At 54.9% G+C, this 14,142-nt stretch carries 16 protein-coding genes; 5 read left to right on the forward strand and 11 right to left on the reverse strand.

Annotated elements, in window-relative coordinates; genetic code table 11:
* Positions 1 to 7 precede the first annotated feature (7 nt).
* Positions 8 to 589, reverse strand: coding sequence for a superoxide dismutase [Fe] (gene sodB, locus L370_RS05815; protein WP_023311353.1), 582 nt, complete (start codon positions 587 to 589; stop codon positions 8 to 10).
* A gap of 122 nt (positions 590 to 711) precedes the next feature.
* Positions 712 to 1,485, reverse strand: a complete 774-nt coding sequence (locus tag L370_RS05810; protein ID WP_023335434.1) for a C40 family peptidase — start codon at positions 1,483 to 1,485, stop codon at positions 712 to 714.
* Positions 1,486 to 1,823: 338 nt separating this feature from the next.
* On the opposite strand from L370_RS05810, the gene grxD reads away from it, so the two are divergent.
* On the forward strand, positions 1,824 to 2,171 hold the full coding sequence (gene grxD, locus L370_RS05805) for a monothiol glutaredoxin 4 (RefSeq protein ID WP_003832760.1): 348 nt from the start codon (positions 1,824 to 1,826) through the stop codon (positions 2,169 to 2,171).
* A gap of 77 nt (positions 2,172 to 2,248) precedes the next feature.
* On the opposite strand, the gene rnt is transcribed toward grxD, so the two are convergent.
* The 5 genes from rnt to eptA form a co-directional block, all read right to left on the reverse strand.
* Positions 2,249 to 2,908, reverse strand: coding sequence for a ribonuclease T (gene rnt, locus L370_RS05800; RefSeq protein ID WP_023335435.1), 660 nt, complete (start codon positions 2,906 to 2,908; stop codon positions 2,249 to 2,251).
* Positions 2,909 to 3,003: 95 nt separating this feature from the next.
* On the reverse strand, positions 3,004 to 3,411 hold the full coding sequence (gloA, locus tag L370_RS05795; RefSeq protein ID WP_023335436.1) for a lactoylglutathione lyase: 408 nt from the start codon (positions 3,409 to 3,411) through the stop codon (positions 3,004 to 3,006).
* Between the two features lie 100 nt (positions 3,412 to 3,511).
* A complete protein-coding gene (locus L370_RS05790) occupies positions 3,512 to 4,609 on the reverse strand; it encodes an alkene reductase (protein ID WP_023311356.1) in 1,098 nt (365 codons plus the stop codon).
* A gap of 53 nt (positions 4,610 to 4,662) precedes the next feature.
* A complete protein-coding gene (locus L370_RS05785) occupies positions 4,663 to 5,262 on the reverse strand; it encodes a TetR/AcrR family transcriptional regulator (RefSeq protein WP_023335437.1) in 600 nt (199 codons plus the stop codon).
* Between the two features lie 41 nt (positions 5,263 to 5,303).
* The gene (eptA, locus tag L370_RS05780; protein WP_023335438.1) at positions 5,304 to 6,929 is read right to left on the reverse strand and encodes a phosphoethanolamine transferase EptA; all 1,626 of its coding nucleotides are present in this window, start codon (positions 6,927 to 6,929) and stop codon (positions 5,304 to 5,306) included.
* A 149-nt stretch (positions 6,930 to 7,078) separates the two neighbouring features.
* Here eptA and L370_RS05775 point away from each other — a divergent pair, with 149 nt between their 5' ends.
* The 3 genes from L370_RS05775 (at position 7,079) to sodC (ending at position 8,863) form a co-directional block, all read left to right on the forward strand.
* Complete coding sequence (locus L370_RS05775; protein WP_023335439.1) at positions 7,079 to 7,318, forward strand: DUF1289 domain-containing protein; 240 nt, start codon at positions 7,079 to 7,081, stop codon at positions 7,316 to 7,318.
* A 48-nt stretch (positions 7,319 to 7,366) separates the two neighbouring features.
* The gene (locus tag L370_RS05770) at positions 7,367 to 8,263 is read left to right on the forward strand and encodes an aldo/keto reductase (protein ID WP_023335440.1); all 897 of its coding nucleotides are present in this window, start codon (positions 7,367 to 7,369) and stop codon (positions 8,261 to 8,263) included.
* An 81-nt stretch (positions 8,264 to 8,344) separates the two neighbouring features.
* Entirely contained in the window at positions 8,345 to 8,863 is a 519-nt protein-coding gene (sodC, locus tag L370_RS05765; RefSeq protein ID WP_023335441.1) for a superoxide dismutase [Cu-Zn] SodC, read from the forward strand.
* On the opposite strand, the gene L370_RS05760 is transcribed toward sodC, so the two are convergent.
* From L370_RS05760 to L370_RS05750, 3 genes are read right to left on the reverse strand one after another with little or no spacing between them, the layout of a single operon-like run.
* Positions 8,842 to 10,875 (reverse strand): FUSC family protein, encoded by a 2,034-nt coding sequence (locus L370_RS05760; protein WP_023335442.1) that lies wholly within the window; start codon positions 10,873 to 10,875, stop codon positions 8,842 to 8,844. The two genes, sodC and L370_RS05760, sit on opposite strands and share 22 nt — an antisense overlap.
* Complete coding sequence (locus L370_RS05755) at positions 10,875 to 11,735, reverse strand: efflux RND transporter periplasmic adaptor subunit (RefSeq protein WP_023335443.1); 861 nt, start codon at positions 11,733 to 11,735, stop codon at positions 10,875 to 10,877. The genes L370_RS05760 and L370_RS05755 overlap by 1 nt, the downstream gene beginning before the upstream one ends.
* Before the next feature lie 2 nt (positions 11,736 to 11,737).
* Complete coding sequence (locus L370_RS05750; protein ID WP_023335444.1) at positions 11,738 to 11,974, reverse strand: DUF1656 domain-containing protein; 237 nt, start codon at positions 11,972 to 11,974, stop codon at positions 11,738 to 11,740.
* A 186-nt stretch (positions 11,975 to 12,160) separates the two neighbouring features.
* On the opposite strand from L370_RS05750, the gene slyA reads away from it, so the two are divergent.
* Positions 12,161 to 12,601, forward strand: coding sequence for a transcriptional regulator SlyA (gene slyA, locus L370_RS05745; protein WP_024909359.1), 441 nt, complete (start codon positions 12,161 to 12,163; stop codon positions 12,599 to 12,601).
* Between the two features lie 36 nt (positions 12,602 to 12,637).
* Here slyA and L370_RS05740 read toward each other — a convergent pair whose 3' ends face one another.
* Complete coding sequence (locus L370_RS05740; protein ID WP_023335445.1) at positions 12,638 to 13,999, reverse strand: sensor domain-containing diguanylate cyclase; 1,362 nt, start codon at positions 13,997 to 13,999, stop codon at positions 12,638 to 12,640.
* Positions 14,000 to 14,142 lie beyond the last annotated feature (143 nt).

Genomic DNA, 14,142 nt, shown 5'->3' on the forward strand with positions numbered 1-14,142 from the left:
GTGTCTCTTACGCGGCGAAGTTCTTCGCGACAAAGTCCCAGTTAACCAGTGCCCAGAAGTGCTCCAGGTAGTTCGGGCGCGCGTTGCGGTAATCAATGTAGTAAGCGTGTTCCCACACGTCCACGGTCATCAGCGGCTTAGCGCTGGTGGTCAGCGGGGTGCCCGCGTTAGAAGTGGACACGATAGCCAGTTTGCCATCCGCCTCTTTCACCAGCCACGTCCAGCCAGAACCGAAGTTCTTGATGGCGGCATCGGTAAATTTCGCTTTGAAATCTGCGAAGCTGCCAAATGCGGCGTTGATAGCGGTAGCCAGTTCACCGGCAGGTTCACCGCCGGCATTCGGTGCCAGGCAGTGCCAGTAGAAGGTGTGGTTCCACACCTGAGCGGCGTTGTTAAAGACGCCACCCTCAGAGCTGCGGACGATCTCTTCCAGCGTTTTGCCTTCGAAATCGGTGCCCTTGATCAGGTTGTTCAGGTTGGTGACGTACGTCTGGTGATGCTTGCCGTAATGATATTCCAGGGTTTCCGCAGAAATGTGCGGTGCCAGGGCGTCTTTTGCATACGGTAGTGCAGGTAATTCGAACGACATTGCTTCTCTCCTTATTGTATTTTGCGTTGCCAATAACCACACAGACAACATGGACAGGATAGCAAATTGAAAGGGTATGCAAAAGAGGAACTTACCCCGCCACGGATGTGGCAGGGCAGGGGTTAGCGAATGGTTTTCGGCGTCATCACGCGACGCGCGCCGACGTAGTGGCGTACCCAGTAGTCTTCGCTGAGAGAGGTGATCTGAATATCCTGGCCGCTACGCGGTGACTGGATGAATTTCCCGTTGCCGACATAGACGCCGACGTGGTCAGCCGTGCCGCGACCCTGAGTGCGGAAGAATACCAGATCGCCGTTTTCAAGCTCACCGCGGTCAACCGGTGAGGCATCGCGCAGGTGGTACATCTCATTGGCGGTGCGAGGAATGCGGAATTTGACCAGATCTTTATAGGCGTAATAGACGAGGCCGCTGCAGTCAAACCCGGTTCGCGGCGAGCTGCCCCCCCAGTGATAAGGTTTGCCAATCTGCCCCATCAGCTTGTTCATCGCGGTTTTTTGCGCTTTCTGTACACGCACTTTATGCACTTCCGCTATTTTCGTGACCTTCGTGCATTTCGCCTTGTGGCCTTTACGCGTGATGCATTTTTCAGTAACGAGGTTAGCGGCGGTTTGCGAAGCTTTACTTTTAGCGGAGTGGGCAGTGCGGGAAGGTTTTGTTTTCGTCTTGCTGGAAGCGGTCTGTTTCGTCTGAGCCGGTGTTTTTTTCTTGTCGTTCTTAGCGGTGGTTTTTTTCTTACGTTCTGTGGCTTTCACCAGATGGTTTTTTTGTACAGCAGAATGCCGCGCCTGCTGAGAGGCGTCTGCCACTGGCGTGAAAGTGAGTGAAGTAAACAGTAAAGCACAGAGCGTGATCGAGATTTTATTTATCCGCGCCACTGGGCAGTCCCCTGATAAATGCAGGTCATCAATAATACCCGCGTGTGATTTACAAAGCCCGTCGATTCTAATCTATAAAAACCCAGAAAGTTAATAGCATTTTTCAATCTACAATCCTGTTTCGTTAGCAAGTGCAAAAAAATTCATCGTTCTGTCGCACATTTGCCCACTCCCTAAGCAAAACCCTGACCGCCGCAGGGGTAAACACCATTTGCAATGCAACTTTCCGTGACTCGGGGTAGAATGTATAAACGTGACAAAAATGTTATTTTCCGATGCCAGTCTGACCCGCTACAATGTCAGACGAATGCCGTAACAGAAGTTAAAGGAAGCAAGACATGAGCACCACTATTGAAAAAATCCAGCGCCAGATCGCTGAAAACCCGATTCTGCTGTATATGAAAGGTTCTCCGAAGCTGCCAAGCTGCGGCTTCTCCGCACAAGCGGTTCAGGCGCTGTCAGCCTGTGGTGAGCGTTTTGCTTACGTTGATATCCTGCAGAACCCGGACATCCGCGCTGAGCTGCCTAAGTACGCTAACTGGCCGACTTTCCCGCAGCTGTGGGTTGACGGTGAACTGGTTGGCGGCTGCGATATCCTTATTGAAATGTATCAGCGCGGCGAACTGCAGCAGCTGATCAAAGAGACGGCGGCGAAGTACAAAACTGAAGAGCCGGACGCAGAGTAATTTTCTGCGCAAATAAAAAAGCGACCCGCTTAGTGTGGTCGCTTTTTTTTTGCCGGGTGGCGCTGCGCTTACCCGGCCTACGATTGGCGATCGGCTTCATCACCCATCGGCAGCGGCCAGCCGCCCAGACGCTTCCACCGGTTGACGATCTCACAGAACAGCTCTGCGGTGCGCTCGGTGTCGTATAAAGCGGAGTGCGCCTGCGTGCCGTCAAACTCAATTCCTGCGGTGATACAGGCCTTTGATAACACCGTTTGTCCCAGGGCCAGGCCGCTCAGTGCGGCGGTGTCGAAGGTCACAAAAGGATGGAAGGGGTTGCGTTTAAGCGCGGCGCGCTCGGCGGCGGCCATGGTAAAGCTGTGATCGAAAGTGGCGTTATGGGCCACCATGATGGCGCGGCTGCAGTTACTCTCTTTCATGCCTTTACGCACCATTTTAAAAATGGCGTGCAGCGCATCATATTCACTGACTGCACCACGCAGCGGGTTATGCGGATCGATACCGTTAAACGCCAGCGCTTCCGGCTGTAAGTTTGCCCCTTCAAAAGGTTCAACGTGGAAATGCAGCGTGGTGTCCGGTGTAAGCCAGCCCTGTTCATCCATCTTCAGCGTGATGGCGGCAATTTCAAGCAGCGCATCGGTTTTAGCGTTAAATCCGGCTGTTTCTACGTCTATAACAACGGGATAAAAACCACGAAAACGGTCGCACAGACCGCTAAATTGAGCGTTATCGGACATCAGGGTCTCTTACAAGGGGAAAAAGCAGAGCGCATTATGGCAAATTTTGGAGGGTGATGCAGTAAAACTACGGGCGCATGTTGCGCCCTGAGGGATCAGTTGCCCAGACCGCGACCCGCGTCTTTGGCTTCAATCAGCTCGATTTTGTAACCGTCCGGATCTTCCACGAACGCAATCACGGTGGTGCCGCCTTTTACCGGGCCCGCTTCGCGCGTAACGTTACCGCCGTTGCTGCGAATGCGCTCACACGCTTCAGCCGCGTTGTCCACTTCCAGCGCGATGTGGCCGTAGGCGGTGCCCAGCTCATAGCTGTCTACGCCCCAGTTGTAGGTCAGTTCGATCACCGCTTCATCCGTTTCAGGGCCGTAACCCACGAACGCCAGCGAGTATTTGTATTCCGGGTTTTCGCTGGTGCGCAGCAGCGTCATGCCCAGTACGTTAGTGTAGAAATCAATGGAACGTTGCAGATCGCCAACGCGCAGCATGGTGTGAAGTAGGCGCATAATTTCCTCATTAACCAATGGAATAGACTGTCTTTTTGAACAGAAACGATGTTTTAGTATAGCGGCGAAGTATCGCCGCTATCAATGAACAACGGCGAGATTACAGAGAAGGGTAGTCGGTGTAGCCTTCCGCGCCGCCGCCGTAGAAGCTTTCCGGGCGCTGCGGGTTCAGGGCCGCTTTTTTCTGCAGGCGGGCAACCAGATCCGGGTTGGCGATGTAGTCGCGGCCAAACGCGACGGCATCAATCAGCCCTTTGCCGATCAGGTCTTCGGCTTTCTCCGGGGTATAGGCCCCCGCACCGATGATCACCCCGTGGAAACGCTCGCGCACTTTCTGACGGAAAGCGTCCGTGTAAGGCTTGCCGCCAGCCCAGTCCGGCTCGGACATGTGCAGATAAGCGATGCCACGTTTAGCCAGCTCTTCGATCAGGTACAGGGCATCGGCTTCTTCGTTCGGACCGTTGTCGACGTTCTGGAAAGAACCGATTGGGGAGACGCGGATCCCGATACGATCCGGGCTCCACTCCTGGCATACGGCATCAACCACTTCCAGCACCAGGCGAGCGCGGTTTTCGACGCTGCCGCCGTACTGGTCGGTGCGATGGTTGGACGACGGTGACAGGAACTGGTGCAGCAGGTAGCCATGGGCGGAGTGCAGCTCAATCAGGTCAAAACCGGCTTCACGGGCGTTGGCTACGGCCTGGCGGAAGTCGTTCACGATACCCGGAATTTCATCCAGCTCGAGCGCGCGAGGCATAGAGGTATCCACGCGGATCGCATTGCCATTTTCATCACGCAGGGACGTACGGGTATTTGCACTCAGGGCGGAAGCGGAGACCGGTGCCTGGCCGCCAGGCTGAATGCTGCTGTGAGAGATACGACCGGTATGCCACAGCTGGACCGCAATGCGACCTTCTTCAGCGTGAACGCCCGCGGTGATTTTCTGCCATGCGGCGATTTGCTCCGGGCTGTGAAGGCCCGGCGCACCGGCGTAACCCTTCGCCTGAGCAGAGATCTGCGTGGCTTCGGTGATGATCAGGCCAGAGCTTGCGCGCTGACGATAGTATTCACCCATCAGTGGGGTTGGGATGTCGCCCGGCTCAATGCTGCGCAGACGGGTAAGCGGAGCCATAAACACGCGGTTTGGCGCAGTGACGGCACCCACTTTCAGTGGGGTAAATAATTTTTCAGCTGACATAAAGACTCCTGAGTAGACCAGTCGACTAGTAGTTGGGTAAATAAAAACGCCTGCTAAATGCCAGGCGCAGTAATGCTGTTTTTCACATGTGCCAGCGCGCTTTCCAGCGGCACGGCACTGCGCGAAATTTTTGCCTGCAGGTTAGCGCCTAGCCAGAGCGCATATAATACCTGCGCCTGGGTTAACGGCTCGCCGAAAAAGGCCAGCGTTTTTTCATCGCGGCCTTTCTCCAGCGCCTCGGCCAGCAGAGCGATAACGCCGCGGGCACCTTTATCCATCGCCGTGCGCATATCTTCAGAGAGATCGCACACTTCTGCAGACAGCTTAACGGTCAGGCAACCGCTGATAATGCCCTGCTGACAGAACTGGTTCAGCGTTTCCTGATAGTAGTTCAGAACACGATCCCGGTAGTTACCTTCACCCGACGCAAAGTGGGTCGCCAGACGCTGGTGGTAGCCAGCATAATGACGCTCCAGCATCGCCACGCCGAAGGCCTCTTTGGACCGAAAGTAGTGGTAAAACGACCCCTTCGGTACCTCAGCGGTTTTTAAAAGCTCGCTCAACCCCATACCGGTGAACCCGCGATGCATGCAAAGCTGCTCGCCGGTCGCCAGTAAATGTTCGCGGGTATCGTGTTCAGTATTTCTGCTCATGACCGCACTCTAATAGACCGTTCGGTCTAATGCAAGCAAGTTTACTGACGACATGCGCTCAGGATATCCAGCTGCTGTTGATAAACCGTTGATTTCACGTCCATCATACCCAGCACGGTTGAGAACAAATTGTCCTGAGAAACCGCATTTTTTGCTGCATGGTCACGCAAACACTGTTCGTTGATGCCAAAGTTTTTCGCGTAATCCGGTGAGAGCCAGAACATAAACGGAATATGCGTTTGCTGCTCCGGCGCCAGCATGTAGGGCGTACCGTGCAGATAAATACCGCTCTCACCCAGCGATTCACCGTGATCTGAGAGATAAATCAGCGCGGTGTTCATGCTCGCCTGGCGCGCTTTCAGCGCATCAATGGTTTTACTGACCATGCTGTCGGTATACAGGATGGTGTTGTCATAGGTGTTCATCAGCGCCTGATGGTCGCAATCCTGAATTTCATTGGTGTCGCAGGTTGGGGTGAATTTACGGAAGTTGTCCGGGTAACGGCGATAGTATGCCGGACCGTGGCTCCCCATCAGGTGGATAACCAGCACCGTGTCTTGCTTCACGCCATCCAGCACGTTGTCCAGACGGTAGAAGTTCACGTCGTCAATACAGGATTTGTCTTTGCAGAACTGATCCAGCTGCCACTGCGTCATGTCGGTATGGGGCACGCGATCGCAGGCACCTTTACAGCCGCCGTCGTTGTCGCGCCACAGCAGGTTGATACCCGCATGCTTAAGCACGTCGAGCAGTCCTTCCCGATGGTGAGCCAGGTCAGCATCGTATTTGCTGCGGGTCATGCCGGAGAACATGCAGGGAACGGAAACCGCGGTTTCCGTCCCACACGAGGAGGCCTGCGGGAAGTTAATCACATCCTGCTTTTTCAGCTCCGGGTTGGTTTCGCGCCCGTAACCATTCAGGGAATAGTTTGCCGCACGCGAGGCTTCGCCGACGACAAGCACCAGAACGGTTTTCTTTTGTTGACCGGTAATCAGTGGCCCTTTATGGGCATCTTCACCAATGCGCACCAGCGTTTGATCGCCTGCAAACCAGCGCATCTTGCTGTACTTCACCACGGCGCTGACATAGTTCGCCGGGGTGACCATTTTGACGATGCTTTTGTTATTGCGGAACAGCGACGCGTAATCTTTATAAAACAGCGCGGCAATCAGGATAATCACCAGCAGGGCGCCGAGCATCGCAGCAACCCGCGTCAGCAGGGCATACCACCATTTCCCGGTACGAATGCGGATCAACGCCACCACCACGGAAGGCACGAGGCCGGCAATGACAATCCACAGGATCATCTGCGGGGTCACCAGAGCGGTCGCTTCCTGAGAGTTGGTTTCGAACACGTTCACGATCATGTTCTGATCGATCACCGCGCCATAGGTGTACATAAAGTAGGTTGCCGCGGCGCATCCGATCGTCAACACAATCAGCAGCGGCTTACGGAGATACGGGATATTCAGCAGGCTAAAAACAATCACCCAGCCGCAAAACAGTACCAGCGGTACGGTGGCGGCAAAGAGGATGTCGTGCAGATGGGCAGGGGCGATAATGGCCCAGCTGCGCTGGATAAACAGCCCGTTAAGCAGAGTAAAGAAGAGTGCACAGCCCAGAGTAAATTTAATGTCGTTACATTGTAACTTTTTGATTAACCACATCGATCGGTGAACCTGTCATTGTCATGATGGGCCGAGTATAGAGAGGGAAGATTAGTGAAACCTTAATGCCATAAATCTGTGATACAGGCCTTGCACGCGGCGCGTTTAGCGTCTTCACTGTAGGTGAGAGTGGCTATCGGGAGGTGAGTGTGGCAGAGCAGCTGGAGTTTTTCCCCATCCAGAGCCCGTGCCGGGGTATTTGTCAGGTCGATGAACGCGGGTATTGCCGCGGGTGCATGCGCACCCGTGATGAGCGTTTTAACTGGCAAAACTTTAGCGACACGCAAAAGCAGGAGGTGCTACGCCTCTGCAGACAGCGTTTTCTGCGCAAAATACGCGCAAACAAAGCCGGTGAGACCGAAGAACCGCAGCAACCTTCACTTTTTTAACACCGTAATTGCGTATACTCATGACATTACGTCCTTGAGGAAAATGTTATGGTTCAGCGAATTACCCTTGCCCCCCAGGGGCCAGAATTCTCCCGTTTTGTCATGGGCTACTGGCGCCTGATGGACTGGAATATGTCCCCCCTCCAGCTGGCGAGCTTTATTGAAGAGCACCTCGATTTAGGCATCACCACGGTCGATCATGCGGATATTTACGGTGGCTATCAGTGCGAGGCCGCGTTCGGGGAGGCGCTCAAGCTGGTTCCGGCACTCCGCGATCGCATGGAGATCGTCACGAAGTGTGGGATTGCCACCACGGCAAAACCTGAACACGCCCTCGGTCATTACATCACCGACAGCGCGCATATCATCAAGAGCGCCGAGCAGTCGCTGGTCAATCTGGCGACCGATCGTATTGACCTGCTGTTAATCCACCGCCCCGACCCGCTGATGGATGCCGATGAGGTGGCGGAAGCCTTCCTGAACCTGCACCAGAGTGGGAAAGTGCGTCACTTCGGCGTGTCTAACTTTACCCCGGCACAGTTTGCGCTGCTTCAGTCACGTCTGCCGTTTACCCTGGCCACTAACCAGGTTGAGATCTCCCCGGTCCACCAGCCGCTGCTGCTGGACGGTACCCTCGACCAGCTGCAGCAACTGCGCATTCGCCCAATGGCCTGGTCGTGCCTGGGGGGAGGACGTCTGTTCAATGATGATGAATTCCAGCCGCTGCGCAACGAGCTTGAAACCATCGCCCGCGAGCTGAACGCTGAGAGCATCGAACAGGTGGTTTACGCCTGGATCCTGCGCCTGCCGTCAAAACCACTGCCGATTATCGGTTCCGGCAAAATTGAACGCGTGCGTTCTGCGCTGGCGGCTGAAGAGCTGCAGATGAACCGCCAGCAGTGGTTCCGCATCCGCAAGGCCGCGCTGGGTTACGACGTGCCTTAAACCGCAGGCAGGTGACTTCCCGGTGAAATCTTTGCCCCTGGTATACACTTAAGGGGCAAAAAATAACCCGCGGAGGTCATTATGAAGCGTTTTGCTCTGGCACTGGTCACGCTGGTTGTTTGCGCAGGGGCGCAGGCAGCTAGCGACGAAGTGGAAATGAATCTCGTCACCTCACAGGGTGTAGGTCAGTCCATCGGAACGGTGAAAATCACTGAAACCGATAAAGGACTGGAGTTTGCCCCCAACCTCAAAGCCCTCCCTCCCGGTGAACATGGTTTCCATGTTCACGCCAAAGGCAGCTGTCAGCCCGCGTTAAAAGAGGGCAAACCGTCGGCGGCGGAAGCGGCAGGGGGTCACCTCGATCCGCAGCATTCCGGCAAGCATGAAGGCCCGGATGGCATGGGACATTTAGGCGATCTGCCTGTGCTGGTGGTGAATAACGACGGTAAAGCCACCGAACCTGTCGTCGCGCCGCGACTGAAAAAGCTGGATGAGGTGAAAGGCAAAGCGCTGATGATCCATGTCGGTGGGGATAACATGTCCGACAGCCCTAAACCGCTTGGTGGCGGCGGGGCACGCTATGCGTGCGGGGTGATCTGATCCCCAATCGTTCCCGGCGGCGGGGCCTGTTCCAGCTGCGACAGCGAGCAGTGCAGGCGCCAGATTATCGAGGCCAAATCACGGGCTGCGGGCAGGTGATGCCGTGCCAGCGTATCGCAGATCCGCTGCAGTTCATTCAGCGTGGTTTCCAGCGGCCGCTGCTGGACGCCGCGCTCGCTCATCACATCGCGCAGCAGGGAGATGCAAACATCACGAACCTGCGACAGCGGATCGGAACGCGTTTCCCACGCGCGAAGCTGCCAGACCACGTGCGAGCAGTTCAACAGCACCACGCCCCAGCGCAGCAGCCAGCGTCGGGACAGCGCGTCCTGGCTGTTATTCAGCTGGCTGACGTGGTGATACACCAGCGATTCATACTCGTTTTCACCCAGATGCGGTTTACGGCTGAGCTGGTCGACAAACCCTCTGCGTAGTTCCCGGATATGCCTGCGGCTCTTGCGGGCATCGGAGCCGGGACGCAGCACCGCGAAAGCCAGCCACGCCAGCCCCACGCCCAGGATCTTAGCCAGGTTATCATTGAGAAAGTCGGCGTAATCGTAAACCGGCGGATTCGTCACGGAGATAAACGAGCCCATAAAGACAATCAGCTGTCCCCAGAGGCCCGCCAGTTTTGGCATTTGTAGCTTCAGAAGCTGCATGGTGGTCAACAGGGGGAACAGAAACAGCAGGAACTGCCACAGATCGCTTATCTGCACCATCAGGCCAAACTTCACCACGAAGCTGAACAGCGACAGCAGCACCAGCGTGCGCAGCAGGAGCGTAAGAGAGTTGAACGGCGAGGCCGCGACGGAGTAAAGCACGCAGCTGATGGCGGCAAGCGTCAGGGCCGCCGTGCCGGACTCCCACTGTGTGGTAATGCTCCACGCCCCCACCAGCATCAGCGCACAGAAGGTGCGAAAGCCGCTCCACAGCGCTTCCAGGTAGTCGGTATGGCGTGCGAGTGCCGGGCTGCCGGGGACGTTGAACTCCGTTAATGGGGTCGCATTTTCAACGGCCGTGATCCAGCGACTGCTGCGCAGGTACAGCCGACAAAAGTAATTCAGGCGCTGCCAGAAGGCGCGATGGCGATAGTCGTACTCATCAGCCGGAGCGAGCGGGGCGATAATCCGCGCCACGGTGTAGATGTCCGCATCCGGGCGCGCAAGGGCCGCGAGTAGCGCTTCAATCACGGCACGGGTGTTTTCAGGCGGCGTCGGCCAGCTGAGCAGCATCCTGCGCAGGCTGGAGATGGCGCTGGTCATGCGCAGCTGCTGGTGCAGCAAATAGTTAAGCAGGGTGTTCTGACGGCGAAAGCGGTAGTGGCTCCAGAACGCCTGAATGCGCAAAAGATTCATGGTCAGGATCTGCCCGATAACCTTTTCATGCGCGAGGCGGATATCATCGCTGTTATCCGGTTGCCACAGCAGGCTCGCATGTTCCAGCAGCCGGGTATGCATGGTTCTCAGTGCGGTGATGAGCGCGGTGCCGTCTGACGTGCTGGGAAGGATCATCATCATGAAGCCGCCGCTGAGGATCCCGACAATCACTTCGCAGACGCGCGCCTGCGCGATATCCCACAGCTCGGTGGTGTCGAGAACGTTAACCACCGGGAAAGCGATAATGGCCGCGGTATAGCCCGCCAGCTGGAACGCGTAGGCGACGTTATTGGTAAAATGGGCGCCGGCCCAGGTACAGCATCCCAGCCATGCCGCCATGCTCAGCAGGAACAGCCACGGATCGTTCAGCGTATGGCCCGCGATAATTAACGCCGCGGTGGCGCCGAGCAGGCTGCCTGCGATACGGCCAAGGCTTTTACTGATTACTCCGCCGACCGTTGGGAAACTGACCACCGCTGCAGACGTCATCGCCCAGTAGGGTTCATCCAGGTTCAGGTAGTAGGCGACGGTCAGCGCCAGACACATGGCAATGCCGTTACGCAGCGCGTAGCGCCACTGGGGACGCGTCGCTTTCATCCACGGCGTGTTGTGCCAGGTGAGCCCCTGCAGCTTCATTAGCGGGTTCCGATGGAGACGGTGCAGGTGGTGCCGGATACCAGGGTAATGTCCTCCGGTACACGGTCAAATTCTACGCGAACCGGAACGCGCTGGGCCAGACGCACCCAGGGCACGTTCGGCTTAATGTCCGGCACCAGCCCTGAATCCGTTTCAACGCTTTGATCGTAAATGGCCCGGCCAATGCTGGATACGTGACCCTGTAACGTTTTCGAGCCGCTGTAAAGCGTAATCGCGGCGGGCGATCCCTCGCGAATATGCCGAAGCTTGGTCTCTTCGAAATAGCCCACGACGTAGAAGGAGTGGCTGTCGACGAGGGCAAAAACCGGCTGGCCGGTGGTGGCGTAGTTACCCACGCGGGCGGAGAGGTTGGTCACCCATCCATCGACCGGCGCCGTAATCACGGTTTGGGTCAGTTGCCACTGCGCCTGCTTCAGCGTCGCCTCCGCCACGTTGACGCTCGCCTGCATCGCCTTAACGTTGATGTTGGCGGTGTCTAAATCTTCCGCTGAGATATAATTTTGCGACAGGTGGCGACGACGATTGGCCTCGTTGTTTGCCTTTGCCAGGTCAGACTGGGCTTTCGCCAGCTGTGCCTGGGCGTTCAGAATCGCAATGTGGTACGGGGTGTCGTCGATTCGGAATAAAACGTCTCCCTTTTTGACGAACTGGTTATCCTTAACCAACAGCGTCGTGATACTTCCCGACACCTGAGGAGTGATGCTGACCTGTTCAGCACGAACTTTGCCGTCGCGCGTCCAGGGCGACTGCATATAAAAATTCCACATCCACCACCCCGCAACCAGCGCGAGGGCAAGAACAAACAGGGTGGAAAAGTATTTTAGCGTTTTCAGAGACATATTTACCACGCGGTCAAAACGGCAAGGCCCAGGCTTACGGAGAGGGCAAACAGGGAAAGATCCATCAGCATGGGATGCCAGATTTCGCCGGAGTACATCCAGTCGCGAAGCAGACGATGCGCGATGAGCCAGAGTATAAAGCCCACCAGAACGGCTTTAAACAGGGGAGGAAAGTAGACTGACGCACCGAAGATCAGGTCCTGAAGGGGTAAACCCTCTGAGCGATGAAAAAACGTCACGGGCAGAAATCCTTTGCAGTGAACAGAATGCCGCGTTGGCTTGTCTTAGTATGATGAAGCATCACAATTCAGTGTAAGTCATACTTTTAAGTTCGATGAATGCAGTATTGCATTTGTTTTGGCAATACAAATGCTGCACACTATTCTAAAATCAGTATAATAACTTAGCAAGCTAATTATAAGGAGATGAAATTGGAATCGCCATTAGGTTCTGATCTGGCAAGGTTGGTACGCGTCTGGCGTGCTCTGATTGACCATCGCCTGAAACCTCTGGAACTCACACAGACGCATTGGGTCACGCTGCACAACATTCATCAGCTGCCGCCCGATCAGTCGCAAATTCAACTGGCAAAAGCGATAGGAATCGAGCAACCATCGCTGGTGCGCACGCTTGACCAGCTGGAAGAAAAGGGGTTGATCTCGCGGCAAACCTGCGCCAGCGATCGTCGCGCGAAACGGATTAAACTCACCGAGAAAGCGGCGCCTATCATCACGGAAATGGAAGCCGTGATTACCAAGACGCGCGGTGAGATCCTGTCAGGCGTTTCACCGGCGGAGCTGGAAATGCTCATCAGCCTCATTGGGCGCCTTGAGCAAAACATCCATGAGCTGCAGTCGCGAGACTGACAAACAACAAGGCCCTGCAGCAGCAAGGCCTTTTTTTTACTTAAAGACGACCACACGGTTACGCCCGGTTTCCTTCGCTTCATACATCGCCTTGTCGGCACTTTCCACGCATGCTTCTGCGGTAATCGTCGGTGACGTTGCCGTAAACACCCCCATGCTGATGGTGATCGGCTCCGGCAGCTGTCCGCCGCTGCTGGTGTTATCAAAGCTGCTCAGGTGTAACCGTATGCGTTCAGCCACATGGTACGCCGCGTCTGATGAGGTGTTGGCCAGCATCAGAACAAACTCCTCACCGCCGATACGGGCTGCGATATCCTGCGGGCGCACGGAATCCATCAGCAGGTTGGCAACAAACTGCAGCACTTTGTCGCCCTGAAGATGCCCGTAGGTGTCGTTGATACGCTTGAAGCGATCGAGATCGCTGACGATGACGGAAACAGGGCGGCTGGGTTTGGCGATATCCAGTGCCTGCTTTAATGATTCATAAAAATAACTGCGGTTATACAGGCGCGTGAGCGGGTCGCGAATCGAGTTCTGGTAAGACTGCTGGTATTTTACGTGCGAGTCGCGATACAGCCTGAAGACATCGTAGAGCAGAACAAAAATAATCAGCAGCGTGGCGGCCGTTTCAAATAAGCGGGCGCGATACCAGGAGATACCTTCGGCATGTCCCCCCATCAACAGCATTGAGAGCGTGACGATATAGCAGACGCACAAAAAATTACCGCCCACCCAGAATAAATTACGTACGCGCGTAATAAACATCAGCGTTGCTAATGTCACTACCCACAGAGCAATTAATGAAATATTAATGAACTGGCTCCAGAGAACCATAAACTGACGCGTTTCATTATCAACCAGGTCAATTGATAAGAGTTGTGAATGACTGGAATAGAACCAGGCCAATCCCACCGCACAGGCCGTAAAGAGAAATTCGCCGCTCACAATCGCGATATGTGCTAATCGTGAAAGGGGATAATTGCGCATGGTATAAAGTATTGCCACAACGATGATGAGCACCGCCATTATTAGATGGCGGAACATATAGTAGATCATCGCATCGTTGTAGTTCACGACGTTAAACTGGTAGAGGTCCAGCCAGGCGGGAAAGCTGGACAGCGTGCCGACCATCAGCAATGCGGAGCCCGCAAAGGCGAAGGCGAACGCCACCAGATACAACCGTTTTCTGTCGCACCAGTATTTCATCGCCATGAAACAGGCAATAAACAGGTGGAACACCAGTAGAAAAATAGTAAGCGTAGGGAATAGCAGCGGTGAAAAGGAGGGAACCCATTCAACGAGTTTTAAAAACAGAGTTTGTAATATCTCGATGACAACAATGCAACCGAGGCAGAACGCGATATAACGACTTTTTAGAGAACGACGATTCGCAAGCATATACGTTTTTTAATGACTTTATAATCAATGAAGATGAGGGTATTGCGAGGAGTTTAATCAATTAGCGTGCTAAATACTTTGCGCAGAAACAATATATGCTGTGGTAAAAAATAGATGTGGCGAATATATTTTGTAAATATATT

Source organism: Enterobacter sp. MGH 24, assembly GCF_000493015.1.
Taxonomy (GTDB): Bacteria; Pseudomonadota; Gammaproteobacteria; order Enterobacterales; family Enterobacteriaceae; genus Enterobacter.

Coding starts and splice junctions, on each gene's coding strand:
- rnt (WP_023335435.1), bottom strand. CDS start 2,908: ATGTCCGATAACGCTCAATTTAGCGGTCTGTGCGACCGTTTTCGTGGT.
- L370_RS05760 (WP_023335442.1), bottom strand. CDS start 10,875: ATGAAGCTGCAGGGGCTCACCTGGCACAACACGCCGTGGATGAAAGCG.
- L370_RS05740 (WP_023335445.1), bottom strand. CDS start 13,999: ATGCTTGCGAATCGTCGTTCTCTAAAAAGTCGTTATATCGCGTTCTGC.
- sodB (WP_023311353.1), bottom strand. CDS start 589: ATGTCGTTCGAATTACCTGCACTACCGTATGCAAAAGACGCCCTGGCA.
- gloA (WP_023335436.1), bottom strand. CDS start 3,411: ATGCGCCTACTTCACACCATGCTGCGCGTTGGCGATCTGCAACGTTCC.
- sodC (WP_023335441.1), top strand. CDS start 8,345: ATGAAGCGTTTTGCTCTGGCACTGGTCACGCTGGTTGTTTGCGCAGGG.
- slyA (WP_024909359.1), top strand. CDS start 12,161: ATGAAATTGGAATCGCCATTAGGTTCTGATCTGGCAAGGTTGGTACGC.
- L370_RS05790 (WP_023311356.1), bottom strand. CDS start 4,609: ATGTCAGCTGAAAAATTATTTACCCCACTGAAAGTGGGTGCCGTCACT.
- L370_RS05785 (WP_023335437.1), bottom strand. CDS start 5,262: ATGAGCAGAAATACTGAACACGATACCCGCGAACATTTACTGGCGACC.
- eptA (WP_023335438.1), bottom strand. CDS start 6,929: ATGTGGTTAATCAAAAAGTTACAATGTAACGACATTAAATTTACTCTG.
- grxD (WP_003832760.1), top strand. CDS start 1,824: ATGAGCACCACTATTGAAAAAATCCAGCGCCAGATCGCTGAAAACCCG.
- L370_RS05770 (WP_023335440.1), top strand. CDS start 7,367: ATGGTTCAGCGAATTACCCTTGCCCCCCAGGGGCCAGAATTCTCCCGT.
- L370_RS05755 (WP_023335443.1), bottom strand. CDS start 11,735: ATGTCTCTGAAAACGCTAAAATACTTTTCCACCCTGTTTGTTCTTGCC.